Here is a 25184-nt window from a genome sequence, read left to right on the forward strand (position 1 = left end):
GCGACGCGCTATGTGCGCCGCGCCAGCTCACTGCCGGCATCGCGCGCAAGCCGCGCAATCGAAATTGTCGAACTCACGGCAATCAGCCCGACCACCAGGAACGCCCACGGGAAGTCGACGTCGATCACATGATCGCGCCCGTGCAGCCACGACGACGTCTGCAACACGGCGGCGCCGATGGTGATGCCCAGCGTGAGCGACACCTGTTGGGCGACGCTGGCCAGGCTGGTTGCCTGACTCATGCGCGGCGCCGGCACGTCCGCGTATGAAATGGCGTTCAGGCTCGTGAACTGCAACGAGCGGAAGCATCCGCCAAACAGCAGCGTGCCGAGAATCACCAGATGCGACGTCTGCGCGGTGAACAACCCGTAGCCGCCGAGCGTCGCCGACGCGATCAGCGCGTTGGTCATCAGCACGCGGCGAAACCCCCAGCGTTGCAGAATGCGCAGCGAGAGCGTCTTCATGAACATCGCGCCCGCGGCCGAGATGAACGTGAGCGCGCCCGATTCCATCGGCGTCATCCCGAAACCCAGTTGCAGCATCAGCGGCAGCAGGAATGGCGTGGCGCCGACGCCAATGCGAAACAGCGTGCCGCCCGCGACACCGGCGCGGAACGTGGGGATGCGAAAGAGGTCGAGCCGCAGTAGCGGATGTGCGAGCCCCTTCGCATGACGCAGGTAGGCCACGAGCAACGCCGCACCGATGGCGACGAGTCCCAGCGCGAGCGATACGGGGATCAGATGGCGGCCGATGGTGGACAACCCCAGCATCAGGATCGAGAGTCCGAGGCCCGACAGCACGAAGCCCCGGATGTCGAGCGGCGGCACGTCGTCCTCATAAAGATCGGGAATGTACTTCGTTGCAAGAACGAAGCCGAGCACGCCGATGGGGATGTTGATGTAGAAGATCCAGCGCCAATGCCAGTACGTGGTGATGAAGCCGCCAAGCGGCGGGCCGAGCACCGGGCCGACCAGCGCGGGGATCGTGAGGTAATTGAGTGCGCGCACCATGTCGCGCTTTTCCACGGACTTGAGCAAGGCGAGGCGTCCCACCGGTACCATCATCGCACCGCCCATGCCCTGGATGAAACGCGCGATCACCAGTTCCGGCAGCGTGCTCGAGATGCCGCAGCAGATCGAGCCAAGCACGAACACGCCGATGGCGGTGCGAAAGACGTTGCGCGTGCCAAAACGATCGGCAATCCATCCGCTGATCGGAATGAAGACCGCGAGGCTGATGAGGTAGGTCGTGAGCGCGAGCTTGAGCGTGATCGGGCTCTCGCCGAGATCTTGCGCAATCAACGGCAACGAGGTGGACAACACGGTGGAATCCATGTTCTCCATGAACAGCGCGCAGGCAACGATCAGTGGAACAAGCATGAGGCATGACGTTGCCGTCGCGGCAACCGGGTAAGCAAACGAAGAACGACTCGACACACGAGCGGCGGTGCGTCAGCGGGGGGCAATCGATAACACGGCGGTGCGCCGGTCATGGCAGGCTCGATGGCGGCGCAGTGAGGGTTATAGCAAACTTCTCCGCGGTCCGTGCCGGTCGCGTGCAGCGCGAGGCGTCATGCGGGTTTTCACGGAGCCCGCGCCGGGCAACATCGTTTTGGAGGGTGGAATGCGGTGTTGCACCACAATACGTTGTTCCATCCATCGAAACACGCGGTTGATCGTTGCATGCTGGCGGTTGCAGCGACGCCGGCAACGACACCGGCGTCGATGCTCTCGCAGGCGTTCGAGCCTATCGCGATGTCAGGAAGTCGCGCAGCACGTCGAGGTGCGTGTGCGCATCCTCCTCTTCCAGTCGATGGGCTGCGGTGAGCAACGTGACGGGGCCTTCGGTCAATCGCGTGCGCAGGTCCGCGAGCGTGGCGTTTCGCTCGGCGTCGAGCGCGGTGAGTTCATCCAGATAGCGTTGGCGGAATTCGTCGAACTGCTCGGGATGCTGGTGAAACCACTGGCGCAGCGGCGTGCTCGGGGTGGCGTCCTTGGCCCAGAAGTCGATTTGCGCCTTGGCCTTGGCGAGACCGCGGGGCCAGAGGCGATCGGCGAGCACGCGTTGGCCGTCGGTAGCTTCGGGGGCGTCGTATACCCGCTTGAAGCGAATCTCGGGAAGTTTGGCGCCGCGCTTGCGAGCGGGGTTGGCTTTGACCGGCGGGGCGGCGTCAGATGTCTTCGACGACGGCATAGGCGGCGACCTCGGAGCGTGGGAGCGCAAGCGCGCGACACCCGAAAGCTTACCCGAGGCGCCCGAGGCCGGCGAGTGCCGTGCTCGTTCGGCGACGCCGAGTTGCGTCCCCGAACGTGAGGGCCGTCGAGAACGCCGCGCCCTGCATGCGTCGGCGTCGGCGGCCACCCCATCACGCTGCGCGCGTGAGGGGCGCGACTTGCCGAATGCCGAGCGACGCCAGCGACTGCCCGATCGCCGTGACGACGTTGCGCATTTCGTTATCGTCCACGGCGCCAATGCAGCCCACGCGAAACGTGTCGATCTGCGTGAGCTTGCCGGGGTAGAGGATGTAACCCCGCTCGCGCACCGCCGCATAGAACGTCTGGAAATCGTACTTGCTGTCGTCGGGCGCGTGGAACGTCACGATCACGGGCGCCTGAATCTCCGGCGCGAGGAACGGCCGGAAGCCCAGCGACGCCATCCCCTCGACCAATGTCCGGCAGTTCTTGCGGTAGCGCTCGCCGCGAGCCGGTTGGCCGCCCTCGGCGAGAAACTGATCGACGGCCGAGCGCAGGGCCGCGACCACGTGCGTCGGCGGGGTGAAGCGCCATTGCGTGGTCTTCTGCATGTATGCGTACTGGTCGTGCAGGTCCATCGCCAGCGAATGGCTGTTGCCGCCGCTCGCTTCGAGCACTGACCGCCTGGCGATCACGAAGCCCATGCCCGGCACCCCTTCCAGGCATTTGCCGCTCGCGGCGACCAGCGCGTCGAACGGCATCGATCGCACGTCGATGTCCAGCGCGCCGAACGAACTCATGGCATCGACGATCAGCCCCTTACCGTGCCTCTGGCAGACGTGTGCAATATCCGCGAGCGGATTGAGGACCCCCGCGCCAGTTTCCAGATGAACCTGAGCAACGTGCGTGATCGACGGATCGAGCGTGAGCGCTTCATCGATCGCGATGGCACTGGCCGCCTGATCGTCGGGAATGGGCAGGGCGACGGCGTCGCGCTCGAGATAGCGACAGATCTTGAGCAGGCGCTGGCAGTACGCGCCGTTGTCCGGCACGAGAATGCGTGCGTCGCGCGGCGTGAGCGTGCCGATGGCCGCTTCGACCGAGAACGTGCCCGAGCCTTGGAGCGGGACGCAGACATGCGTGTCGCCGCCCTGCACGATGTCCACGAGATCGCGGCACAGCGACGCGGTGACGCGGTTGAACTGCGCGTCCCACGAGCCCCAGTCGCGCAACATGGCCTGCCGCGTCGCCGGCGACGTGGTGAGCGGGCCGGGGGTGAGCAGAATCGGTTCCTGACCAAGAATCATGACCGCCTCCTATCATGCGGGAAAACAAGCTGCGTTCGGTAAACACCTCGGCGAGGCGATGTGTTGCATATTATTGGCAAATTATGTCGTTTTATTGAAACCCTCGAGATATTGTCATCTGTTCGTCAAATACCTCAAATAGTATGGAAATCGTTGATTGGGATAGGGTTTTGTCGTCGCTGTGCGCAACATTGTTCAACGGTTCTGCGCAATCTCCGGGAAATGGCGAGTGCGATTTGTTGACAATCTACAAATCGTTGTGCTTGAATAGCCAGCAACACAAATAGTCGCGTAACGCCACAAATTGCCAATGATCGGCGCGGAAGCGATTTGTGCCGTTGCGGGATCGCGTCGCAGGATGACGCCAGCGTTCGGAGAGAAGGAAGACCGGTATGAACCCAAATCCCACGTCGCCCTCGGCGATCGAGTTGTTACAGAGCCAGTCGCTGACCACGCTTGTCCAGCACGAAATCGAGCGTCTCATCATGGCGGGCGCCCTTACGCCCGGCACCAAGCTCAACGAGATCGAAGTGGCCGGCCGTCTGGGCGTGTCGCGCGGTCCGGTGCGCGAAGCGTTTCGCGCGCTCGAAGAAGCGGGGCTGCTGCGCACCGAGAAGAATCGGGGCGTGTTTGTGCGCGTTATCTCGCTGGAGGAGGCCGAGGAGATCTACACGCTGCGCGGCGTGCTCGACGAATTCGTGGCGCGCACGCTGGCCGAGTCGATCACCTCGGCGCAGCTCATCCGTCTGCGCGAGTCCGTGGAGGCTATGCACATTGCGGTAGAGGCGGGCGACAGCGAGGCGTATTACCGGCTGAACCTGGCGTTTCACGACGCGCTCGTCGAGATGGTCGGCAATCGCAAGTTAATTGAAACCTACCGGCGCCTGGTCAGGGAGCTGAGCCTGTTCCGTCACGAAGCGCTGACCGGCGATACGTCTGCGCCGCCGCAGTCGGCGCGTGAGCATCGCGACATCGTGAGCGCGATTGCGTCGCGCGACCCCGAGCATGCCGCGCAAGTCACGCGCGAGCATCTGTCGCGAGGCCGCGCGCGCATTCGCGAGGCCCTTGCGCGGGCACCCGGTGCCGCCGCGCAGGCGAAGGCCGGCTGAAGGACCGTGAACGGTTTGTATTGCTAAACATCAGGCCGCCGGGTGCGTGCCGCCGCGAGGGCGACACCGTCGGCCATTTACCGAATTGCGCTTGAGGAGACCCGACGTGAACCCGTCCGTACAGATCGAAGTGAACGGCCGCCAATACCGGTTGCCGCAACAGCCGACCGTCATCGTCTGCGTCGATGGCTGCCAGTTCGAGTATCTCGAAGCCGCCGCTGCTGCCGGTGTCGCCCCGTACCTGAAGCACCTGCTGGCGGACGGTGCGGTATTCCAGGGCGACTGCGTCGTGCCGTCGTTCACCAACCCGAACAACCTGTCGATTGTGACCGGCGTACCCCCCGCCGTGCATGGCATCTGCGGCAATTACTTCTTCGACCCGTCGGCCGATGGCGGTCGCGGCGCGGAAGTCATGATGAACGATCCTGCCTACCTGCGCGCGGGCACGGTGCTTGCCGCCGCCGCCGATGCGGGGGCGAGCGTGGCGGTCGTGACCGCGAAGGACAAGCTGCGCAAGCTGCTCGGCCATCGCATGACGGGCATCTGCTTCTCGTCGGAAAAGGCGGACCGCGTCACGCTCGCCGAGAACGGTATCGACGACGTGCTGGGACTCGTCGGCATGCCGGTACCGGACGTCTACAGCGCGGCACTTTCCGAGTTCGTGTTCGCCGCCGGGGTGCGCCTGCTGGAGACGCGTCACATCGACCTGATGTATCTCTCGACGACCGACTACGTTCAGCACAAATGGGCGCCGGGCACGCAGGGCGCGAACGATTTCTACGCGATGATGGACGGCTATCTGCATCGCATGGACGCGCTTGGCGCCGTCATCGGACTGACGGCCGACCACGGCATGAACGCCAAGCACGATCCGGCGACTGGCCGGCCCAATGTCATCTATTTGCAGGATCTGCTCGACGACTGGCTCGGCAAGGGCGTGGAAGCCGGCGGCGCGCGGGTGATTCTGCCGATTACCGATCCCTACGTGGTGCATCACGGCGCGCTCGGCTCGTTTGCCACGATCTATCTGCCGCAGGATGTGGATCGCGACGCCATGCGTCGGCGCATCGCCGCGATGCCCGGTATCGAGGTCGTGCTGAGCAACGCCGAGGCATGCGCTCGCTTCGAACTGCCGCCCGACCGCGTGGGCGACCTGGTCGTTGTGAGCGACCAGTCGGTCGTGTTGGGCACAAGTGCCAGCCGTCACGATCTGACCGGACTCACGGTGCCGCTGCGCTCCCATGGCGGGATCTCGGAGCAGACGGTGCCGTTGCTGTTCAACCGCAAGACCGGCGGCATTCCGGGCAAGGCGCGGTTGCGCAACTTCGACATTCTCGACGTGGCACTCAATCACGTCTGATGCGGTACCGCAACGCCTTTGCCCTGTGAGCCCGCGGCACGCAACCCAGAACGGTTGCGTCGCTGGGCCCCGACCCGTTGGACACGCTGTGGAGAACCCCATGAATGCGCCGCACAAGCTGCATCCCCAGTTCCGCGCCGAAGCGCTTCGCATCGGCGGCGAGAAGGTGACCCGCGATCGGATCATCGAAATCTTCAATCCCTACTCGGGCGATCTGGTGGGCACGGTGCCGAAAGCCTCGCTCGACGACGTGCGCCGCGCGTTCTCGATTGCGAAGCAGTATCGCTCGACGCTCACACGCTTCGAGCGCGCCAACATTCTCGATAAGGCCGCGGCGTTGCTGCGTGAGCGCACGGTCGAGGCGGCGGCGATCATCACGATGGAATCGGGGTTGTGCAAGAAAGACGCCGTCTACGAAATCGGCCGCGTGGCCGATGTGCTCGGGTTCGCCGCCGGCGAAGCGCTCAAGGACGACGGACAGGCGTTCTCGTGCGATCTCACGCCGCATGGCAAGAAGCGCCGCGTTGTGACGCAGCGAGAGCCGCTGCTCGGGGCCATCTCGGCCATCACGCCGTTCAACCACCCCATGAACCAGGTGGCGCACAAGGTCGCGCCGTCGATTGCGACCAACAACCGCATGGTGCTCAAGCCATCGGAAAAGGTGCCGCTCTCGGCCTACTACCTGGCCGACACGCTTTATGAAGCGGGTCTGCCGCCGGAGATGCTGCAAGTCGTGACCGGTGATCCGATGGAGATTGCCGACGAGCTGATCACGAACGAGAACATCGACATGATCACGTTCACCGGGGGCGTGTCGATCGGCAAGTACATTGCGTCGAAGGCGGGCTATCGTCGCATCGTGCTCGAACTCGGCGGCAACGATCCGTTGATCGTGATGGAGGATGCCGATCTGGATCGTGCGTCCGATCTGGCGGTGCAGGGGTCGTACAAGAATTCAGGCCAGCGCTGCACGGCCGTCAAGCGGATGCTCGTCCATCGCGACATCGCGGCGCAGTTCACCGATCTCGTGGTGGAAAAGACCCGCGCGTGGAAGTACGGCGACCCGGCCGACGGCGCCAACGACATGGGCACGGTCATCGACGAAGCGGCCGCCCGCCTGTTCGAGGCACGCGTGAACGAAGCGGTGTCGCAGGGTGCACGCTTGCTCGTGGGCAACCGGCGCGAGGGCGCGCTGTACTCGCCGACTGTCATCGATCGCGTCGATCCGAAAATGACGGTCGTGCGCGAAGAGACCTTTGGGCCGGTGTCGCCGATCCTGACGTTCGGCAGTATCGACGAAGCCATCGCCATCTCCAACGGCACGGCATTCGGTCTGTCGTCCGGCGTGTGCACGAACCGCCTCGATTATGTGACGCGCTTCACCAACGAACTGCAGGTGGGGACGGTCAATATCTGGGAAGTGCCGGGCTATCGCATCGAGTTGACGCCGTTTGGCGGCATCAAGGATTCCGGGCTCGGCTACAAGGAAGGCGTGCAGGAGGCGATGAAGAGCTTCACCAACACCAAAACGTTCACGTTGCCGTGGGGTGTCTGAGGCAGGTGATCGACCGCGCAAGGGGCGCCCGCCGACACCGTCAAATGGGGCGAAAAGCCGCGTTTCGCGGCGCTTCGGCTCAGGCTGTTCCCCTTGCGCAACAAGGCTTGGCGGAATCAGGGCGAAAATTGTGACAAATTGATGACACGATTGTTGCGCTGGTCATTTTGGTGTACGGTGTTCCGATTGGGGATACGCATGACGCGTGAACTTCATACGCATCCCGACGCCAGTGTTGGACTGACGCGGGATGCCGGTTTGGCAAACCAGTGTGCGCGTCATGTTGGCGGCGCAGGGCGCTGCCGGTCCCGTCGACACAATGATCACGGAACACTGGCATGCTGACACTCCTTAACCTGCTCTCCGGCGTTGCAATGCTGATCTGGGGGACGCACATCGTGCGTACCGGGGTCTTGCGCGTCTACGGCGCCGATCTGCGGCGCATTCTGTCGCACAGCATTTCGAATCGATTCCTCGCGTTTGCGGCAGGCTTGCTCGTCACGGGACTCGTGCAGAGCAGCAACGCGACGGCGCTTATCGTCTCGTCGTTCGGTGCGCAGGGCCTGATCGCGCTCGCGCCCGCGCTGTCGATCATGTTGGGGGCGGACGTCGGTACGGCGCTGATGGCGCGAATCCTGACGTTCGATCTGCATTGGCTCTCACCGTTGCTGATCTTCTTCGGCGTGGTCTTCTTTCTGTCGCGCAAGCAGACGCGCGCTGGCCAGATCGGCCGCGTGGCCATCGGGCTCGGGTTGATCGTGCTGGCATTGCAATTGATCGTGAACGCGACCACGCCGATGACCGAAGCGGCGGGCGTCAAGGTGCTGTTCGGGTCGCTGACCGGCGATGTGATGCTCGACACGCTGATCGGTGCGCTCTTCGCGATGGTGTCGTATTCGAGTCTGGCGGCGGTGCTGTTGACGGCGACGCTGGCGTCGTCGGGCGTGATTTCGCTCAAGGTGGCCTTGTGCCTCGTGATCGGCGCGAATCTGGGCAGCGGCATGCTCGCGATGCTCACGTCGGCCGGGCAGAATGCGGCGGGCCGTCGCGTGGTCTTTGGCAGCCTTGTGTTCAAGCTGATCGGCTGCCTGATCGTGCTGCCGTTCGTCGACTATGCGCCGGCGCTGGTGAGCTGGCTCTCGGATGCCCCCGCGCAAGCCGTCGTCAATTTCCACGTGCTCTACAACCTGGTGCGATGCGTGGTGTTCCTCGCCTTCACCGAGCCGATGGCGCGCCTGTGTGTGCGTCTGCTCTCGGAACGGCCGGAGGTGGACGGCGTGATGCGTCCTCGCCACCTGGATGAGAGCGCGCTGGAGATGCCGTCGGTGGCGCTGTCCAACGCGACACGCGAGACGTTGCGCATGGGCGACATCGTCGAGCAGATGCTCAATGGGTTGCTCGAAGTCATTCGCAGCAACGACGTGGCGCGCGCGAGAGAGACACGCCGGCTCGACGACGACGTCGACCATCTCTATACCGCGGTGAAGATGTACCTGACGCGCGTGTCGCGCGAGAACCTGAGCGAGCAGGACAGTCGCCGCTGGACGGACATCATTTCGCTCACGATCAATCTGGAGCACGCGGGCGACATCATCGAGCGCATGGTGACGGAGGTCGAGGAGAAAAAGATCTCGCACAAGCTGTCGTTCTCGGAAGCGGGGTTGCAGGAAATCTGCGACATGCACGCGCGACTGGTGACGAACCTGCAACTGGGGCTCTCGGTGTTCCTGAACACCGACCTCCGGAGTGCGCAGCGGCTCATGGCCGAGAAGGAGAGCTTCCGCGATCTGGAGCGCGCCTATTCGTACACGCACTTGAACCGTCTGGCGGGCCAGTCGGTGCAGAGCATCGAGACGAGTTCACTGCACCTGGACATCATCAGCGACATGAAGCGTTTGAACTCGCTGTTCTGCTCGACGGCGTATCCGGTGCTCGACGATGCCGGTGCGCTGCGCAAGAGCCGCATGCGGGACAAGCCGAAGGACGGCAAGGACGCGAAGGATACAAGGGATTCGAAGACGCCCAAGGAATCGAAGGCGTCGACGCTGGCGGTACTGGCCGATGTCGCGACGGCTGCCGCCGCCGGTGTTCGCGACGACAACGAGAGTTCACACGATGGCCCTGAGCCTGCCGGACATCCGCACCCTGTTCGATAACTTCGGTTCGCTTGCTTACAGCGGCGAGCCGGTCACGCAATTGGAGCATGCGCTGCAAAGCGCGGCATTGGCCGAGAGCGAAGGCGCCGACGAGGCGCTGGTGGCCGCCAGTTTCCTGCACGATCTCGGTCATCTGCTCAACCTTCAGGGCGAAACGCCCTCTGAGCGCGGCATCGACGATCTGCATCAGTACTTCGCCCTGCCTTTCCTGCGCCCGCTGTTCAGCAACGCGGTGCTCGATCCCATTCGTCTGCACGTGGATGCCAAGCGCTGTCTGTGCGCGGTCGATCCCGATTACTTCAGCAAACTCTCGGTCGATTCGGTGCGCAGTCTGGCGTTGCAGGGCGGGGTGTTCAGCGATGACGAGGCGAAGACGTTCCTGGCTCGCGAGCATGCCGAGGCGGCGCTGCGGCTACGTCGCTGGGACGACCGCGCGAAGGTCGCCGGCATGCCGACGCCATCGCTCGATCACTATATGAAATTGCTGGCGCGGGTAACGCTTCAATGAGGCAGGCGTGCGCGCCAGCCTGCGGGCAGCAGCCTCAGGACCGCCGCGCGCGACGGGTGCCAGAAGGCGGACAGGAGCAACAGGGCGCCGCCGACCACGACGGCGACAACCGCCAACGCATGCGTGTTCTCCGAGGTCACGAGAAGGTTGAGCATTGCCGTAATCACATACAACAGCGACGACATCATCAGGGCGCGACGGTCGATCGCGAGCGAAATTCCCGTGAGCAAGACGAAGAATGCGATGGCGCCGACGGCGTGATCCGGCATGAGCGCCCAGAAGATTGGATGCGTGACCATGCAGGCGGCGAGCAGATGCAGCCAGAACGCGACGTCCGAGCGAAAGGTCGTGCGCTTGGGGTCGCGGGCGTCCCATCGCAATGCCCAGACGAAGATCGCGAGACCGCCGACGATGGTCACGGCGCGCAGGGCGTCGATGAGGTTCTCGCCAAGAATCACGACGAAGAGCCAGGTCAGGAAAACCACCCCGCCGATGCCCATGGCGAGGGTGACCGGCACCCGAAAGCGTCGCCAGTACAACCCCGTGCCGACGGCGATGCCGGCATAGCTTGCGAACAGCGACAGCAGGACATGGGCGCCCAGCGCGAGTCCTTCCGCCTCGGGCGGGATGGGTTCGCCCGAGCCAAATCCCGGCGCAGCGGCTTGTATGCCGATGAGGCCGACACTGGCAAACGATGCGATGAAACCGAAGCAATAGAAGAGGGCGGGGAGTGCCATGCGACGGCGCCGCACGAACACCTCCGACAGCCCCCAGAAGAGCGCCGCGCAGACCAGCGCCGTGAGCCATGGCGGCAGCGTGCGTGTCAGCCACGCCGTGCCGAACATGAGCAGCGCCGACGCGACGACGACGAAAACGTCGTTGAAGCTGGTAATGAGCCGCATCGGCTCGTCGTCGATGCGTTGCTGTGATTGCGGGGGCGTTGCGTCGGGGGTGGCCGCCTGCGGCGGAGGCGAAGAATCAGGAGTTGTCATGGCGTGGTGGTCGTCGGCGTTCGTGGCCCAAAGTGTATCCGTCGGACGAATCTGTACGCGCAAAAATCCTGGGATATTTCGCAAACCGTTGCCAAGCTTTGGAAAACGGACGCACCATCTCCGGTGGGCAAAGTGCGCAATGCCGAGCCTGACGACGCGCGTTCCTGCCAGTCGGCAGCGGCGCCGCCGCGCGTCCACCTCGATGCCGTCACCGCGTGGGTGCCGCCGAATCAGCCTGCCAACGCCGTGGCCTCGATCTCCACCGCCACGCCATGACTGAGTGCGGGCACCGGCACGACCGCGCGGGCGGGCTTCGCCTCGCCGGCCCAGGCAGCGTAGACCTCATTGAACGGCCCCCAATCGTCGACGTTCGTGATGTACACGCGCACCTGCACCAAGCGGTCGATGCGCGTGCCGCACGCGGCAAGAATCGTCGCGACGTTATCCAAGGCCTGCTTCGCCTGTACGGCGAACGGCGCGCCGGCGAGGCGCTCGCCTTCCGGCGTGATCGGCAACTGCCCCGACACGAAGACGAACCCGCCCGCGCGGACACCATGCGAATAGTGACCGCGCGGCGGCTGCAGCGCCGCCACGTTCACGGCGTCGATGCCATCGGCCTGGGTGCTCATACCGTTTCTCCCAGCGTGAGTTTGGCGAAGCGCGCCATATCGACGTTACCGCCCGACAGGATGATGCCCACGCGCTTGCCGCGGATATCCAGTTTGCCTTGCAGCACCGCCGCCGCGGCGAGGCAGCCGGTCGGCTCGACCACGAATTTCATGCGGCTTGCGAAGAACTGCATCGTCTGTACGAGTTCCTCGTCGGTCACGGTCACGATGTCGTCGACGAGCGCGCGAATCACCGGGAACGTGTATTCGCCGAGATGCTGGGTCTGCGCGCCGTCGGCAATCGTGCGCGGTGTTTCGATGTGCACGATCTTGCCCGTGCGAAAACTCTGCTGGCCGTCGTTGCCGGCCGCCGGTTCCACCCCGTAGATCTCGATGTCGGGATTCAATGCGCGCGCCGCGACGGCACTGCCCGAGAGCAACCCGCCACCGCCTAGGCAAACGACGAGGGTGTCCAGCTCACCCGCGTCCTCGATCAATTCCTTGGTTGCCGTGCCCTGGCCGGCCATCACGTGCGGATGGTCGTACGGCGGAATCAGCGTCATGCCGCGTTCCTGCGCGAGACGCTTCGCAAGCGCTTCGCGATCCTCCTGGTAACGGTCGAACAGCATCACTTCAGCCCCGTAACCGCGCGTCGCGTCAATCTTCATCTGCGGGGCGTCCTGGGGCATCAGGATGACGGCCGGCACGCCAAGCTCGCGCGCGGAGAGCGCAATCGCCTGCGCGTGATTGCCCGACGAGAAGGCCAGCACGCCGCCGCGCTTCTGCTCGGCCGTGAACTGCGAGATCGCGTTGTAGGCCCCGCGGAACTTGAACGCGCCCATACGCTGGAAATTCTCCGCCTTGAAGAACAGGCGGGCGCCGGTCATGGCGTCGGCGGTACGCGAGGTCAGCACGGGCGTACGATGCGCTGCCTCCCGAATCCGGTCGTGGGCGGCAGCGATGTCGCCATAGGTAATCGCCAGCGAAGAAGTTGTCATGATGTGCCTTTCGTGTCGCAGAGATAGGTGTAGACGGTCGAGCGGGCGACGCCCAGCGCGCGTGCCACTTCGGCGTGCGCGTGGCGCAGGTCGAGCAGACCGCGGGCCTCGACGAGGCGGATGGCTTCGCGGCGCTGCGCGAGCGTCAGGCCCTGCGGCGTGGTGTTGCGCTGCGCGGCGAAGTCGGTGATCAGTGGAACGATGTCGTCGAGACGGCGCGTCGAGAGCGTTTCGCGCACGGGCGTCGGCGCATGGTTGGGCACGCTCACCAGTTGCTGCACGCTGGCCGCCGCCGCCGCGAGCATCGAGATGTCCATGTTCAGGCAAATGGCGGCGACATACTCGCCGCGACCGTTTTTCAGCCCGATGGACGTGCTCTTGGCCGGACGCCCATCGGGAAACCGATTCGCGTAGTTCGCGATGACCTCGGGAAATGCCGGGTCGGCGATGCGCGCGAGGCCCATCTCCGTGACGGCATCGCCGGGTTCGCGCCCCGACAAATTGTTGGCGATCGCCACGATGGCATGGTCTGGATCGGTCAGGTCGTGCAACACCACTTCGACAAGCGGCGCGAAGGTCTGACCGAGCGCCTCGACAATCTTGCGACCTTCACGAAGCAGCAAGGCGTTCTCGTCGAGCATGCGGGGGGCAGGCGATTTGGCAGATTTCATGATTTGACATTATGTCATTCAGTGACGAAATGTCAAATGGCGTCCGGAAAAACGCCCGGTGCCTGTCGATGATTCGACGGTGGCAGCGGGCGCCAGGGCGCCGGGCGTTACTCAGACGAGTTGCTTTTCCGCCAGTTCGCTCTTGAGATAGCCGTAATAGATCGGCGCGGCGACCAGTCCGGGCAGCCCGAACGCGGCTTCCATGACGAGCATGGCGAGCAGAAGCTCCCAGGAGCGCGACTGGATTTGTGTGCCGACGATGCGGGCGTTCAGGAAGTACTCGAGTTTGTGAATCACGATCAGGAAGGTCAGGGCGGCGATGGCCACGTACAACGAGACCGACAGGCCCAGCACCACGATGAACGTGTTCGAGATCAGATTGCCGACGACCGGCAGCAGGCCCACGGCGAACGTCACCACGATCATCGTCTTGCGCAGCGGCAAGTGAACGTCGAACAGCGGCAGCACACCGAGCAGGAAGATCGCGGTGAAGAGCGTGTTGATTGCCGAGATTTTGACCTGGGCGAACACGATGCGGCGAAACGCGTCGCCAAACAGCGTGACGCGCCGTGAGAGCGCGGCCGAGAGCGGGCGCATGCTGTGCACGGGCCGGATCGACGAGAGGGCCACGAGTGCGCCGAGCACGAGCCCCACGATGATGTGCACCATCGCGTTGAGCGCTTCCTTGCCGACGAGCGACATCTCCTGCGTGTGGTCCTTCAGATAGCCAGTGATCGACTGGTGGATGTCGTCGCTGTCGGCCGGCAGGCGTGCCGTGATCCAGGCGGGCAACTGCGCACGCGCCTGCTCGACCACGTCCATCATCCGGCCGTTGAGGTGTTCCAGATGGCCGGCGTCGCTGCGGAAGAACGTGATGATGCCGAAGATGATCGCGGTCATCAGCGCGACGATCACCGCCGACAGGAGGGCGACGGCAACCAGCCGGGCGCGCTCGCTGGAGATGCGCAGTTGCAGGCGCGGCCCGAGCACATGCACGAGCTGATAGACGACCGTCCCCGCGAGCACCACCGAGAGCAGGTGGATGCTCAGAATCAGCCAAAGGGCGAGGGCGGCGGCCGCGTAGCTCGCCAGTTCGATCCAGGCATCCCGATCCGGATGCCAGCCAGAGCGCGGTTCCATGCAATGACGTCCTTGTAATAAGACTCTGCGGCGACGACGCGGGCGACCCTCGCAAGGCGCTCGCGCGTGTCGTGACGTAAGACAGCCCGAACGGGCGATGCGCTTACTTTGCGCGCGTCAGCAATGGGGCGAGGTACTTGCCGGTGAAGCTGGCCTTGTTCGCCGCCACTTGCTCGGGCGTGCCTTGCGCAATGATCTGGCCACCGCCCGCGCCGCCTTCCGGCCCGAGATCGATCACCCAATCCGCCGTTTTGATCACGTCGAGATTGTGCTCGATGATGACCACGGTATTGCCTTGATCGCGCAGCCGGTGGATCACCGTGAGCAGCAGCTCGATATCGTGAAAGTGCAGCCCGGTCGTCGGTTCGTCAAGGATGTAAAGCGTTCGGCCCGTGTCGCGCTTCGAGAGTTCGAGCGAGAGCTTCACGCGCTGCGCCTCACCGCCCGAGAGCGTGGTGGCCGACTGGCCGAGGCGAATGTAGCCCAGGCCCACGTCCAGCAATGTCCTGAGCTTGCGCGCGACCACCGGCACCGGCTTGAAGAACTCGTGCGCCTGCTCGACCGTCATGTCGAGCACCTCCGAGATATTACGGCCCTTGTACTGCATTTCGAGCGTTTCGCGGTTGTAGCGTTTGCCGTGGCAGACATCGCAGGGCACATACACATCGGGCAGGAAGTGCATCTCGACCTTGATGACGCCATCACCCTGACAGGCTTCGCAGCGTCCGCCCTTGACGTTGAACGAGAAACGGCCCGGATCGTAGCCACGCTCCTTGGCCGCGGGCACGCCGGCGAAGAGTTCGCGGATCGGGGTGAACAGCCCCGTGTAGGTGGCCGGGTTCGAGCGCGGCGTGCGTCCGATGGGCGATTGGTCGACGTTGATGACCTTGTCGAAGTGCTCCAGCCCTTCGATCTGGTCATACGGCGCCGGCTCGGCCGACGACCCGTAGAGATGCCGTGCGACGGCGTGATACAGGGTGTCGTTGATCAGCGTCGACTTGCCCGAACCGGACACGCCGGTCACGCAGGTCAGCAACCCGACCGGCAGATCCAGCGAGACGTTTTTGAGGTTGTTGCCCGATGCGTCCAGAATTCGCAGTCGATCGTCGCTCGGCGCGCGTCGCTGCGCAGGCACTTCGATACGCCGCGCGCCGGACAGGTACTGCCCCGTGAGCGACTCCGGCGCGTTTTCGATCTGCTCGGGGCGGCCTTGTGCGATCACCCTGCCGCCGTGGATGCCCGCGCCCAGCCCCATGTCGACGACATAATCGCTTGCGAGAATCATGTCCTCGTCGTGTTCGACCACGATGACCGAGTTGCCAAGATCGCGCAGATGCTTGAGCGTGCCGATCAGGCGGTCGTTATCGCGCTGATGCAAGCCGATGGACGGCTCGTCGAGCACGTACATCACGCCGGTGAGGCCCGAGCCGATTTGCGACGCCAGGCGGATGCGCTGCGCTTCGCCGCCCGAGAGCGTATCGGCGCTGCGTTCGAGCGAAAGGTAGTCGAGGCCCACGTTGTTCAGGAACGTGAGGCGGGCCACGATTTCCTTGACGATCTTGTCGGCGATCTCGCGCTTCGCACCGTGCAGGACCAGCTCGTGGAAGTGGCCCAGCGTTTCGCGCAGCGGCAGGTTGCCGATCTCGTAGATCGCGCGCGCCTGCTGGCCTTCGCCGACCTTGACGAAACGAGCTTCGCGACGCAGGCGGCTGCCTTCGCAATCGGGGCAGGCCTGGTTGTTCTGGTACTTGGCCAGCTCTTCACGCACGGCGACGGAATCGGTTTCGCGATAGCGTCGTTCCAGATTCGGGATGATGCCTTCGAAGGCATGCTCGCGCACCGATGTGCGGCCCTTCTCATTCACATAGGTGAAGGGAATGGTCTGCTCGCCGGAGCCGAAGAGTACGATCTTCTGGGTGGCTTCCGGCAGCTCCTCGAAGGGCGTGTCGACATCGAAGTCGTAGAACGCCGCGAGGCTCTGCAGCATCTGGAAATAGAACTGGTTGCGGCGATCCCAGCCCTTGATCGCGCCCGAGGCGAGCGAGAGCGCCGGGAAGCCGACGACGCGCTTCGGATCGAAGAACGTCATGTGGCCAAGACCGTCGCAGCTCGGGCATGCCCCCATGGGATTGTTGAACGAGAACAGGCGCGGCTCGAGTTCCTGAAGCGAATACGAGCACACCGGGCATGCGAACTTCGAGCTGAAAACGTGTTCCTTGTCGGTGTCCATTTCCAGCGCCACGGCCCGGCCGTCGGCCAGCCGCAGTGCCGTTTCGAACGATTCCGCCAGACGCTGTTTCAGATCGGCGCGTACCTTCACGCGGTCGATGACCACGTCGATCGAGTGCTTTTCCGTCTTTTTGAGCTTGGGCAGGGATTCGATGTCGTAGACGCGCGCCGTGCCTTCGTTGGCCGCGCCGCCGCCCGAGCGGATGCGAAAGCGCACGAAGCCCTGGGCCTGCATCGTCTCGAACAGGTCGACATGCTCGCCCTTGCGATCGACCACGACGGGCGCGAGGATCATGAGCTTGGTGTCTTCCGGCAGCGCGAGCGCGGCGTCGACCATTTGCGAGACGCTTTGCGATTCGAGCGGCAAGCCGTGGTCGGGACAATAGGGCGTGCCCACGCGCGCGTAGAGCAGACGCAGGTAGTCGTGGATTTCCGTGACCGTGCCCACCGTCGAGCGCGGGTTGTGCGACGTGGCCTTCTGTTCGATGGAGATCGCGGGCGAGAGGCCTTCGATCAGGTCGACATCGGGCTTTTCCATCAGTTGCAGGAACTGGCGGGCGTAGGCCGACAGGCTCTCGACATAGCGACGCTGACCTTCCGCGTAGAGCGTATCGAAGGCCAGCGACGACTTACCGGAACCGGACAGGCCGGTGATCACCACGAGCTGGTGACGCGGCAAGTCGAGATTGACGTTCTTGAGGTTGTGGGTACGAGCCCCACGAATACGGATGGTTTCCATTCACGGTTCCGGGTCGTCGCCGAGGAGTCCGCGCGGCGAAATGTCGCGGGGCGGTTTCCGGCCCCCAAGAGTCCGAGTTTCCCGGGACGTCGCGCGATATCGGCACGGCGTTGGCCGGGCGTCGACGCAGCGGGCGGCGGGAGCGGTCGGGCGGGCCGCTGGGGGAAAATAAGGGCGGCTAAACCTGCTAATATACCTAAGTTTGATTGCTGGGGCTGAACCGGCTGACGGGTAGTCTCGGGCGATATACCGGCATGGGCCATAGGTGGGGGCGAATCGCCCGCTTTCCAGGGGGCTGGCGCCGGACCGTCGTCCAAGCCCATCGACATGCCTCCGGGCAGCAATCATCAGACGATTCCGAGGCTGCACGATGTTGCGCGCGCTATTTCCATCTCTCAGGACGTAATGTCTACCGATTCCGTGACTTCCGCTTCCCCTGCCACAACGCGCGGCCGAGGTGGCCGCATGACCCCGCTGGAAGTGCGCGCGAGTGCTTCGCTCGCGGGGATTTTTGCACTGCGCATGCTCGGTCTGTTTCTGATCATGCCGGTGTTCTCTGTGTTCGCGCAGACGATTCCTGGCGGCAACAACACTTTTCTCGTCGGACTGGCCATCGGCATCTATGGTCTGACGCAGTCCCTGTTCTATATTCCGTACGGGTGGGCTTCCGACCGGCTGGGGCGCAAGCCTGTCATCGTGTTCGGCCTGATCGTGTTCGCGATCGGCTCGCTCGTGGCGGCGCTGGCGCATGATCTGGCATGGATTATCGTCGGCCGGGCGATCCAGGGGGCTGGAGCGATTTCCTCGGCGGTCATGGCGTGCGTGGCCGATCTGACGAGCGAAGCCAACCGCACCAAGGCGATGGCGATGATCGGCGGCAGCATTGGCCTGTCGTTCGCGGTGGCCATCGTGTGTGCACCGTTCCTGTATCACTGGCTGGGCATGAGTGGCCTGTTCTCGGCCATCGGCATTCTGGCGGTACTGGCGATCTTCGTGGTGGTGTGGGTCGTGCCGACGCCGCCCGCGCATCCCAAGGTGGGCCCGGCGCCGTTCTCGGAAGTGCTGCACAACCCGGAGTTGTTGCGTCTGAATTTCGGCGTGTTCGTGCTGCATGCGACGCAGACGGCGCTGTTCGTGGCGATGCCGCGCATGCTGGTGGCGGCGGGGTTGCCGGTGGCGCAGCACTGGGAGGTGTATCTGCCGGTGATGGGGTTGTCGTTCGTGGCGATGGTGCCGGCGATCATTGCGGCCGAGAAGCGCGGCAAGATGAAGGTAGTGCTGCTCTCGGCGATTGCGCTGGTGGCGGTGGCGCAGGCGGCGCTGGGCGGATTGCCGCCGACGGTGGGGGTGATTGCTTGCCTGCTGTTCGTGTACTTCCTGGGTTTCAACGTGTTGGAGGCATCGCAGCCGTCGCTGGTGTCGAAGCTGGCGCCGGGGCAGCGCAAGGGCGCGGCGGTGGGCGTGTACAACACGACGCAGGCCCTCGGGTTGTTTTGCGGCGGGGCGATAGGGGGTTTTCTGATGACCCACTACGGTCAGAACGCAATCTTCATCACTTGCTCAGTCGGGGCTGTCGTGTGGCTTATAATCGCCGCACCGATGAGGACGCCAGCGCCTCATCAATCCTGATCGGATATCAGCAATACCGGAGAAAGATTTATGGCATCAGTCAACAAAGTGATCCTGGTCGGCAACCTTGGCGCCGATCCCGAAGTCCGCTACATGCCGAGCGGCGATGCGGTCGCGAACATTCGTCTGGCGACGACCGACCGTTACAAGGATAAGCAGTCTGGCGAGTTCAAGGAGCTGACGGAATGGCACCGGGTGTCGTTCTTCGGCCGTCTCGCCGAGATCGTCAACGAGTACCTGAAGAAGGGCTCGGCGGTGTATATCGAAGGTCGTATCCGCACGCGCAAGTACCAGGCGCAGGACGGCACCGAGCGTTACAGCACGGAAATCGTGGCAGACCAGATGCAGATGCTGGGTGGCCGCAGCGGCGGTGAAGGTGGTGGCGGCGGCGGCGGTGGCGGCTACTCGCGCGGCGGCGGTGGTGGCGACGAAGGCGGCGGTGGCGGCTATTCGCGCGGTGGTGGCGGTGGTGGTGGCGGCGGTGCCCGTCAGCAAGCACCGGCCAAGCAGTCGGGCGGCGGTTTTGACGACATGGATGACGATATTCCGTTCTAAGACCTGCACTTGAGCAAGTCTGGAAAGTGTAAGTCGCTGGCCCGCAACCTCCCTTGGTGCGGGCCATTTGTTTTTGTGTGTTGCGCACTTTCGCGCTGCAGTCATGACTCTGCGGAATCGGCTATATCGGATAGCCAAAGCACGTGCCACAGGCGCGGTTTTCATCTTCGGCGCCGGGGCGGGTGGTACGACCGCCCCGTTTGGGATTCCCTCTCGCGTTTTCCTTTGATAAGCATCAAAGTGGTTCGTCCGTCGTCACCTAGATTTATTTCGACAAGTGGGCGCCGAGCTTGCCACGATGCACTGCATCGGGATGTGGTCCTCTTTTCGGGCCACCGTCAGGTCAAGCTGGATGGGGGATTGCCATGCACGAGAGAGTTCTTGTTTCACCCGATGAATTGACACAGTTGATTCAGTCGGGGCCGGTAGTGCTCATCGACACACGAGACGCGGCAAGTTTTGCCGAAGCGCATCTGCCAGGCGCGGTGAATATCCATGAGATATTTACCTATCTGGCTACCTCAACGCCAGAAGGTCTTGCCGTCTTGCGCGAAACATTCACCGAGGCATTCGCGAAGGCTGGATTGTCTGGGAAGGAGACGGCTGTCATCTACGAACAGTCGATGACGACTGGATTTGGCCAATCCTGTCGGGGCTATGTACTGCTTCGCTATCTTGGCTATCCCCGCGACAAAATCAAGGTACTTCACGGCGGCTACAGTGCATGGCGTGCCGCCGGGCTGCCAAGCACAACGGAAGTCCCTTCGCCGACTCCCGTCGCGTTTCCCCCAGATACGGGCGGAAGCAGCATCCTCGTCGACCTGGCGGGGATGAAGGACGCCGTTGCAGACCCGCGTATCGTGAAGCTCGATGTGCGCGACGTCGATGAATGGATTGCCGAAAGCTCGTCACCTTATGGCAAGGACTTTTGCCCCCGAAAGGGCCGAATTCCCGGCTCGGTGTGGCTAGAGTGGTATCGAATGATGAAGCCGACCCCCACTGGGCAGATGTTCAAATCGCCCGCCGAAATTCTCGCCGAGTGTGCGACCGTGGGGATTCGTCGCGATACGCCTGTTGTTGTGTTTTGCTTCAAAGGGGCGCGCGCCTCCAACACATTTGTAGCACTGGAGGAGGCCGGCATCAGGGACGTGCGCCTTTACCTCGGCTCGTGGAATGAATGGTCACGAGATCCTTCGCTGCCCATTGATGAGGGCTTGCCGTACTGATCCATGCCCTACGCGCCGCAGCCTCATCGGCCGGTGCGGGCGCAATTTACACGTCGGCACCCCCCGCCCCGCGCAAGCTGCGCATCGTCATCTGCGCTGTCTCGAGCAAGCCCTGAATCAAGCGCGATTTCGGTGACGCGCGACGCCACAGCAGGCCGAAACGCCGCGGCGCGACAGGGCCGGGGGGCGTCAGCTTGACGATGTCGAGCGATGCCAGCAGCGGCGATTCGATGTCTGGCACGAGTGCCACACCCAGCCCCCGGTCGACCATCATCGCGATCGTCAGGATCGAATTGAGCTCGAAAAGCTCGCGCGGCACGATCCGTCGCGAGCGCAAATATTCCTCGGCATTCCGTCCGCCACCTAACGTGCGGTCGTAGCGAATGAATGGCTCGGTGCGCAGCAGGTCGTCGGGATCGCGCCCGGCCAGTGCTCTCGGTGCGAGCACCACGATCGGTTCCTCGCGCAATAGCCGCCACTCGAAGGTCTTGGACAGATCGAACGGGGGCAGCAGGCATACAGCCACATCGATATCCCCGGCCTTGAGCGTTTCGAACAGCTCCGGCGTCTGGCCGCCGCGGATCAACAGTTTGGCCTGGGGAAAGCGTTTCGAGAAGTGCGCGAGCACGTCCGGCATGACGGTCAGTAAGGCCGTCGTGATCGTGCCGATACGCAACTCGCCGACAAGCTCGCCCTGCAACGCGAAATCCTTCAGCTCGCCGTAATCGCGTACCAGATTGCGCGCCCGCTCGATCACCCGATGGCCGGCCTCGGTAGGAATTACCGTGCGCCCCGCCCGCGTAAACACCGCCGTGCCCAATTCGCGCTCGATGGCCTGCATTTGCTGCGCCACCGCCGCCGGCGTCACGCCCACCCGCCGCGCCGCCTCCGCCATCGACCCGCCATCGACGACATGCAGCAGCGTCTTGAAGAACTCGATATCCATATCGAAAGAATTTCTACTGTTTGAAGATAGATATGAATAGTTTATCTAAAAAAGTCGGGCGACTAGACTCCAGATCAAGCGTTTTATCAAAACGAAAAATCAGGAGACATCGTGCGCAGCAAGTTGTTCGTTCCGGCATCCCGCCCGGCGCTTTTTGCCAAGGCGTTGGCCGGTCAGGCCGATGCCCTCTCGTTCGATCTGGAAGATGCCGTTGCGCCCGAGCGCAAGGGCGACGCACGCGATGCGCTGCGCGCGATGCTGCGCGACGAGGCGACCCGGCAATGCGGCAAGGTGCTGATCGTGCGCGTCAACGCGCTCGACACGCCGCACTTCGCGCATGACGTTCGCGCCGTGGCCCAGCCCGGCCTAGACCTGATCAACCTGCCCAAACCAGAAACGAAGGCCGACGTGCTCGCCGCCGTTGCGGCGCTGGAAGCCGCCGAGCGCGAGAACGGCGTGACCACGCCGATCCGCCTGCTGCTCAATATCGAATCGCCGGCCGCCGTGCTCAACGCTGCTGAACTGGCGTGCGCGCATCCGCGCGTCGCCGGCTTGCAACTCGGCCTTGGCGACCTGTTCGAGCCGCTGGGCATCGCCCGTCGTGAGCCGCGCGCCATCGAGCAGGCGATGTACGCTGTTCGGATGGCCGCCGGTGTCGCTGGCGTCTACGCCTACGACTCGGCCTTTGGGAATATCAAGGATGAAGTGGGCTTTCGTGCCGAGGCTGAGCTGGCCCGCGCGATGGGCTTCCTTGGCAAGACCTGCATCCACCCGAGCCAGATCGCGATCTGCAACGACGTGTTCCGCCCGTCGGACGACGATATCGCCCACGCGGTGCGCGTCGTGATCGCTACGCGCGTGGCCAATCGCGACAGCGTCGGTGCATACGTGGTCGACGGCAAGATGATCGATCCGCCGTTCGCCGCGCGGGCGCAAGCCGTTGTCGACGACGCGCGCCGCATGGCGCTGCTGAGCGCCGACCAGTTGATTGCGCTCGACGCGCCGGTCTGAGCTTCCGCCACTGACCGCCACTGACCGCGCACCAACCGGGCACCTCGCCGCTCGACCGAATTTTGTGAGACCTGCACGATGAACGATTCCACCGCCAACCCGGCCGGCCCGCTGTCGGGCATCCGCGTGCTCGATCTGAGCGCGTATATCGCCGGTCCGTACGGCTGCGCGCTGCTTGCCGATCAGGGGGCCGAGGTCATCAAGATCGAACCGCCCACCGGCGACAATCTGCGCAAGTACCCGTCGACGCTCGAAGCCGAAAGCCGTGCGTTCCTTGGCGTGAATCGCGGCAAGCGCGGCATCGCGCTCGATCTCAAGCAACCGGCGGCGCTGGCCGTGCTCAAGCGTCTGGTCGAGCGTGCCGACGTGCTGGTGCACAACTTCCGGCCGAGCGTGCCCGCGCGACTCGGCATCGCCTACGACCAACTGCGCGACATCAATCCCCGCCTGATCTACTGCAACGTCACCGGTTACGGCGAGACTGGCCCGGACAAGGACAAGGCAGGCTACGACCAGGTTCTGCAAACCATGTCGGGCATGTGCGCGATGCAGGGCAAGGCCGGCGGCCCGCCCGAGATTCTGTACGGGTCCGTGGTCGATTACTTTGCCGCGTCGCTGGTCGCCAATGGCGTTTCGTCGGCGCTATTCGCGCGCGAGCGTAGCGGCCAAGGGCAATACGTCGGCGTATCGTTGTTGCGCAGCGCGCTGACCATGCAATCGGCTCGCTTGATCTGGGCGGACGGCGAGCCTCGCGAGATCGGCCGCGACATGCGCTCCGGCGGCATTACGGGCATCCACCCGACGCGCGATGGCTATCTCTACATTTCCGCCAACACGCCGCATTTCTGGCGTGCGCTGTGCGAGAAGATCGGCCTGCCCGAACTGGCTGCCGACGAGCGTTACGACACCGTGCGCAAGCGCGCCGAGCGCCGCGACGAGATCGTGCAACGGCTGCGCAGCGCGCTTGCGCAGCACTCGGCACTCGAATGGGAAGCGCTGTTCGGCGAGGAAGTGCCGTGCGCCGCCGCGCGCAACGTCGAAGACATGTTCGACAACCCGCAAGTGCTCGCAGAAGACATGATCGCCACGTTCGAGAATCCGAACGTCGGGCAATATCGCGGCTTCAAGCAACCGATCCGCTTCGGCGATACGCCGGGCCCGGTACCGATGGCCGCGCCCGCCTTCGGCCAGCATTCGGACGAAGTGCTGCTCGGCGAAGGCTGGAGCGCGGAGGAAATCGCGGCGCTGCGCAGTACCCACGCGCTGCTCTGAGCACGCGACGAGACGACACTGCGCGGCAAGGTACGAAAAAAACACAATCGCCAGACGGAGACACGACGATGGCACTCACCGACGCTTCACCGCAACGCGAACGCGGCAGCGATGCTGCGGCGCCGCCGGCCAATGCGTGCGACGCGCACATGCACATCTTCACGCACGTCGATATCGAACGTTACGCGGCCGTGCAGGCACAGCTCGGCACCACGCGCACCGTCGTCGTCACGCCCCGCCCGCATGGCGTCGACAACGCGGTGACGCTCGACGCCATCGCGCAGCTCGGCCGCGAGCGCACGCGCGGCGTCGGTGTGATCCGTCCCGACATTTCCGACGCCGAACTCCGCCGGCTTCACGACGGTGGCATCCGCGGCATCCGTTTCACGCTCTACACGCCGGCCAACGCCGTCGTCGGCTTCGAGATGGTCGAGCCCCTCGCGCAACGCATTCACGCCTACGGCTGGCACGTGCAACTGCACTGGACGGCCGACCAGATCGTCGAGCACCGCGCGATGCTCGGCCGTCTGCCGTGCCCGATGGTGTTCGACCATATGGCGCGCCTGCCGCAGCCGGCCGGTTTGGCGCATCCCGCGCGCAAGGTGGTTGAGCAACTGGCTGCCGCCACGGGGCGCGTCTGGGTCAAGCTCTCGGGCCCGTATCTCGATTCACGCGACGGCCTCGATGCGCGTTATGCCGATGTCGCCCCGGTCGCACGCCACTGGGCCAGGACCTTGCCCGACCGCGTCGTGTGGGGGGGCGATTGGCCGCACGTCACTGAAACGCACACGCCCGACGATGTCGACCTGCTACGACTGCTAACCGAATGGGTGCCCGACGAAGCGGCACGCAAGCGCATCCTCGTCGACAACCCGGCGCAGCTTTACGGCTTCACCCGCTAACGGCAGAAGCCGTTCCCGGAACCCAGCAACAACAGAACAAGACATGCAGCGATGACAAGCATGCCCAGCCCGCGCGACA

Annotated in this window: 21 protein-coding genes; 11 read left to right on the forward strand and 10 right to left on the reverse strand. The window is 64.0% G+C overall.

The annotated features are described in order from the left end of the window. Nucleotides 1-8: 8 nt before the first annotated feature. The 3 genes from PCE31106_RS02645 to PCE31106_RS02655 all read right to left on the reverse strand — a co-directional run bounded on the left by PCE31106_RS02645 (nucleotide 9) and on the right by PCE31106_RS02655 (nucleotide 3499). The gene (locus PCE31106_RS02645; RefSeq protein ID WP_017232632.1) at nucleotides 9-1379 is read right to left on the reverse strand and encodes an MFS transporter; all 1371 of its coding nucleotides are present in this window, start codon (nucleotides 1377-1379) and stop codon (nucleotides 9-11) included. A 367-nt stretch (nucleotides 1380-1746) separates the two neighbouring features. After that, nucleotides 1747-2193: a DUF488 domain-containing protein gene (locus PCE31106_RS02650; RefSeq protein ID WP_150562285.1), complete on the reverse strand. Its 447-nt coding sequence runs from the start codon at nucleotides 2191-2193 to the stop codon at nucleotides 1747-1749. Nucleotides 2194-2365: 172 nt separating this feature from the next. After that, on the reverse strand, nucleotides 2366-3499 hold the full coding sequence (locus PCE31106_RS02655) for a 2-aminoethylphosphonate--pyruvate transaminase (RefSeq protein WP_150562286.1): 1134 nt from the start codon (nucleotides 3497-3499) through the stop codon (nucleotides 2366-2368). 392 nt (nucleotides 3500-3891) lie between these two features. Here PCE31106_RS02655 and PCE31106_RS02660 point away from each other — a divergent pair, with 392 nt between their 5' ends. The 5 genes from PCE31106_RS02660 to PCE31106_RS02680 all read left to right on the forward strand — a co-directional run bounded on the left by PCE31106_RS02660 (nucleotide 3892) and on the right by PCE31106_RS02680 (nucleotide 10187). Next, on the forward strand, nucleotides 3892-4608 hold the full coding sequence (locus PCE31106_RS02660; protein ID WP_150562287.1) for a phosphonate utilization associated transcriptional regulator: 717 nt from the start codon (nucleotides 3892-3894) through the stop codon (nucleotides 4606-4608). Between the two features lie 106 nt (nucleotides 4609-4714). Next, nucleotides 4715-5968: a phosphonoacetate hydrolase gene (phnA, locus tag PCE31106_RS02665; protein WP_150562288.1), complete on the forward strand. Its 1254-nt coding sequence runs from the start codon at nucleotides 4715-4717 to the stop codon at nucleotides 5966-5968. 100 nt (nucleotides 5969-6068) lie between these two features. Beyond that, the gene (phnY, locus tag PCE31106_RS02670; protein WP_017232627.1) at nucleotides 6069-7523 is read left to right on the forward strand and encodes a phosphonoacetaldehyde dehydrogenase; all 1455 of its coding nucleotides are present in this window, start codon (nucleotides 6069-6071) and stop codon (nucleotides 7521-7523) included. Nucleotides 7524-7861: 338 nt separating this feature from the next. Next, on the forward strand, nucleotides 7862-9679 hold the full coding sequence (locus PCE31106_RS02675) for a Na/Pi cotransporter family protein (RefSeq protein WP_083902213.1): 1818 nt from the start codon (nucleotides 7862-7864) through the stop codon (nucleotides 9677-9679). Continuing rightward, complete coding sequence (locus PCE31106_RS02680) at nucleotides 9639-10187, forward strand: phosphonate degradation HD-domain oxygenase (protein ID WP_017232625.1); 549 nt, start codon at nucleotides 9639-9641, stop codon at nucleotides 10185-10187. Before PCE31106_RS02675 ends, PCE31106_RS02680 begins: the two co-directional genes overlap by 41 nt. Here the strand turns inward: PCE31106_RS02680 and PCE31106_RS02685 are convergent. From PCE31106_RS02685 to uvrA, 6 genes are all read right to left on the reverse strand, one after another. Next, on the reverse strand, nucleotides 10181-11179 hold the full coding sequence (locus tag PCE31106_RS02685) for a hypothetical protein (RefSeq protein WP_150562289.1): 999 nt from the start codon (nucleotides 11177-11179) through the stop codon (nucleotides 10181-10183). The two genes, PCE31106_RS02680 and PCE31106_RS02685, sit on opposite strands and share 7 nt — an antisense overlap. 230 nt (nucleotides 11180-11409) lie before the next feature. Next, entirely contained in the window at nucleotides 11410-11808 is a 399-nt protein-coding gene (locus PCE31106_RS02690) for a RidA family protein (protein WP_150562290.1), read from the reverse strand. Beyond that, the gene (locus PCE31106_RS02695; RefSeq protein WP_017232622.1) at nucleotides 11805-12785 is read right to left on the reverse strand and encodes a threo-3-hydroxy-L-aspartate ammonia-lyase; all 981 of its coding nucleotides are present in this window, start codon (nucleotides 12783-12785) and stop codon (nucleotides 11805-11807) included. Before PCE31106_RS02695 ends, PCE31106_RS02690 begins: the two co-directional genes overlap by 4 nt. Continuing rightward, nucleotides 12782-13456 (reverse strand): helix-turn-helix transcriptional regulator, encoded by a 675-nt coding sequence (locus PCE31106_RS02700; RefSeq protein WP_254440887.1) that lies wholly within the window; start codon nucleotides 13454-13456, stop codon nucleotides 12782-12784. Before PCE31106_RS02700 ends, PCE31106_RS02695 begins: the two co-directional genes overlap by 4 nt. A gap of 111 nt (nucleotides 13457-13567) precedes the next feature. Then, a complete protein-coding gene (locus tag PCE31106_RS02705) occupies nucleotides 13568-14596 on the reverse strand; it encodes an AI-2E family transporter (protein WP_150562291.1) in 1029 nt (342 codons plus the stop codon). Nucleotides 14597-14699: 103 nt separating this feature from the next. Then, nucleotides 14700-17564 (reverse strand): excinuclease ABC subunit UvrA, encoded by a 2865-nt coding sequence (gene uvrA, locus PCE31106_RS02710; RefSeq protein WP_150562292.1) that lies wholly within the window; start codon nucleotides 17562-17564, stop codon nucleotides 14700-14702. A gap of 465 nt (nucleotides 17565-18029) precedes the next feature. Here uvrA and PCE31106_RS02715 point away from each other — a divergent pair, with 465 nt between their 5' ends. From PCE31106_RS02715 to PCE31106_RS02725, 3 genes are all read left to right on the forward strand, one after another. Then, nucleotides 18030-19193, forward strand: coding sequence for an MFS transporter (locus tag PCE31106_RS02715; RefSeq protein WP_150562293.1), 1164 nt, complete (start codon nucleotides 18030-18032; stop codon nucleotides 19191-19193). Nucleotides 19194-19223: 30 nt separating this feature from the next. Beyond that, nucleotides 19224-19748: a single-stranded DNA-binding protein gene (locus tag PCE31106_RS02720; protein WP_150562294.1), complete on the forward strand. Its 525-nt coding sequence runs from the start codon at nucleotides 19224-19226 to the stop codon at nucleotides 19746-19748. 365 nt (nucleotides 19749-20113) lie between these two features. After that, nucleotides 20114-20974 carry a sulfurtransferase gene (locus PCE31106_RS02725; RefSeq protein ID WP_150562295.1) on the forward strand — a complete coding sequence of 287 codons (861 nt, stop codon included), beginning with the start codon at nucleotides 20114-20116 and terminating at the stop codon, nucleotides 20972-20974. 46 nt (nucleotides 20975-21020) lie between these two features. Here PCE31106_RS02725 and PCE31106_RS02730 read toward each other — a convergent pair whose 3' ends face one another. Beyond that, complete coding sequence (locus PCE31106_RS02730) at nucleotides 21021-21920, reverse strand: LysR substrate-binding domain-containing protein (protein WP_150562296.1); 900 nt, start codon at nucleotides 21918-21920, stop codon at nucleotides 21021-21023. Nucleotides 21921-22031: 111 nt separating this feature from the next. Between PCE31106_RS02730 and PCE31106_RS02735 the strand changes: the two genes are divergently transcribed. The 3 genes from PCE31106_RS02735 (at nucleotide 22032) to PCE31106_RS02745 (ending at nucleotide 25105) form a co-directional block, all read left to right on the forward strand. Further along, the gene (locus PCE31106_RS02735) at nucleotides 22032-22931 is read left to right on the forward strand and encodes an HpcH/HpaI aldolase/citrate lyase family protein (protein ID WP_150562297.1); all 900 of its coding nucleotides are present in this window, start codon (nucleotides 22032-22034) and stop codon (nucleotides 22929-22931) included. 78 nt (nucleotides 22932-23009) lie between these two features. Continuing rightward, complete coding sequence (locus PCE31106_RS02740; protein WP_150562298.1) at nucleotides 23010-24203, forward strand: CaiB/BaiF CoA transferase family protein; 1194 nt, start codon at nucleotides 23010-23012, stop codon at nucleotides 24201-24203. A 68-nt stretch (nucleotides 24204-24271) separates the two neighbouring features. Next, nucleotides 24272-25105: an amidohydrolase family protein gene (locus PCE31106_RS02745; protein WP_150562299.1), complete on the forward strand. Its 834-nt coding sequence runs from the start codon at nucleotides 24272-24274 to the stop codon at nucleotides 25103-25105. Nucleotides 25106-25184: the final 79 nt, after the last annotated feature.

This window comes from Pandoraea cepalis (assembly GCF_902459665.1).
Lineage (GTDB): Bacteria > Pseudomonadota > Gammaproteobacteria > Burkholderiales > Burkholderiaceae > Pandoraea > Pandoraea cepalis.

Bases quoted from the DNA above. Each gene is read 5' to 3' on its own strand.
- PCE31106_RS02655 (WP_150562286.1), bottom strand. From the start codon at position 3,499: ATGATTCTTGGTCAGGAACCGATTCTGCTCACCCCCGGCCCGCTCACC.
- phnY (WP_017232627.1), top strand. From the start codon at position 6,069: ATGAATGCGCCGCACAAGCTGCATCCCCAGTTCCGCGCCGAAGCGCTT.
- PCE31106_RS02645 (WP_017232632.1), bottom strand. From the start codon at position 1,379: ATGCTTGTTCCACTGATCGTTGCCTGCGCGCTGTTCATGGAGAACATG.
- PCE31106_RS02700 (WP_254440887.1), bottom strand. From the start codon at position 13,456: ATGAAATCTGCCAAATCGCCTGCCCCCCGCATGCTCGACGAGAACGCC.
- PCE31106_RS02675 (WP_083902213.1), top strand. From the start codon at position 7,862: ATGCTGACACTCCTTAACCTGCTCTCCGGCGTTGCAATGCTGATCTGG.
- PCE31106_RS02695 (WP_017232622.1), bottom strand. From the start codon at position 12,785: ATGACAACTTCTTCGCTGGCGATTACCTATGGCGACATCGCTGCCGCC.
- PCE31106_RS02720 (WP_150562294.1), top strand. From the start codon at position 19,224: ATGGCATCAGTCAACAAAGTGATCCTGGTCGGCAACCTTGGCGCCGAT.
- PCE31106_RS02740 (WP_150562298.1), top strand. From the start codon at position 23,010: ATGAACGATTCCACCGCCAACCCGGCCGGCCCGCTGTCGGGCATCCGC.
- PCE31106_RS02650 (WP_150562285.1), bottom strand. From the start codon at position 2,193: ATGCCGTCGTCGAAGACATCTGACGCCGCCCCGCCGGTCAAAGCCAAC.
- PCE31106_RS02685 (WP_150562289.1), bottom strand. From the start codon at position 11,179: ATGACAACTCCTGATTCTTCGCCTCCGCCGCAGGCGGCCACCCCCGAC.
- PCE31106_RS02715 (WP_150562293.1), top strand. From the start codon at position 18,030: ATGACCCCGCTGGAAGTGCGCGCGAGTGCTTCGCTCGCGGGGATTTTT.
- PCE31106_RS02680 (WP_017232625.1), top strand. From the start codon at position 9,639: ATGGCCCTGAGCCTGCCGGACATCCGCACCCTGTTCGATAACTTCGGT.
- PCE31106_RS02705 (WP_150562291.1), bottom strand. From the start codon at position 14,596: ATGGAACCGCGCTCTGGCTGGCATCCGGATCGGGATGCCTGGATCGAA.
- PCE31106_RS02660 (WP_150562287.1), top strand. From the start codon at position 3,892: ATGAACCCAAATCCCACGTCGCCCTCGGCGATCGAGTTGTTACAGAGC.
- PCE31106_RS02730 (WP_150562296.1), bottom strand. From the start codon at position 21,920: ATGGATATCGAGTTCTTCAAGACGCTGCTGCATGTCGTCGATGGCGGG.
- uvrA (WP_150562292.1), bottom strand. From the start codon at position 17,564: ATGGAAACCATCCGTATTCGTGGGGCTCGTACCCACAACCTCAAGAAC.
- PCE31106_RS02725 (WP_150562295.1), top strand. From the start codon at position 20,114: ATGCACGAGAGAGTTCTTGTTTCACCCGATGAATTGACACAGTTGATT.
- PCE31106_RS02745 (WP_150562299.1), top strand. From the start codon at position 24,272: ATGGCACTCACCGACGCTTCACCGCAACGCGAACGCGGCAGCGATGCT.
- PCE31106_RS02690 (WP_150562290.1), bottom strand. From the start codon at position 11,808: ATGAGCACCCAGGCCGATGGCATCGACGCCGTGAACGTGGCGGCGCTG.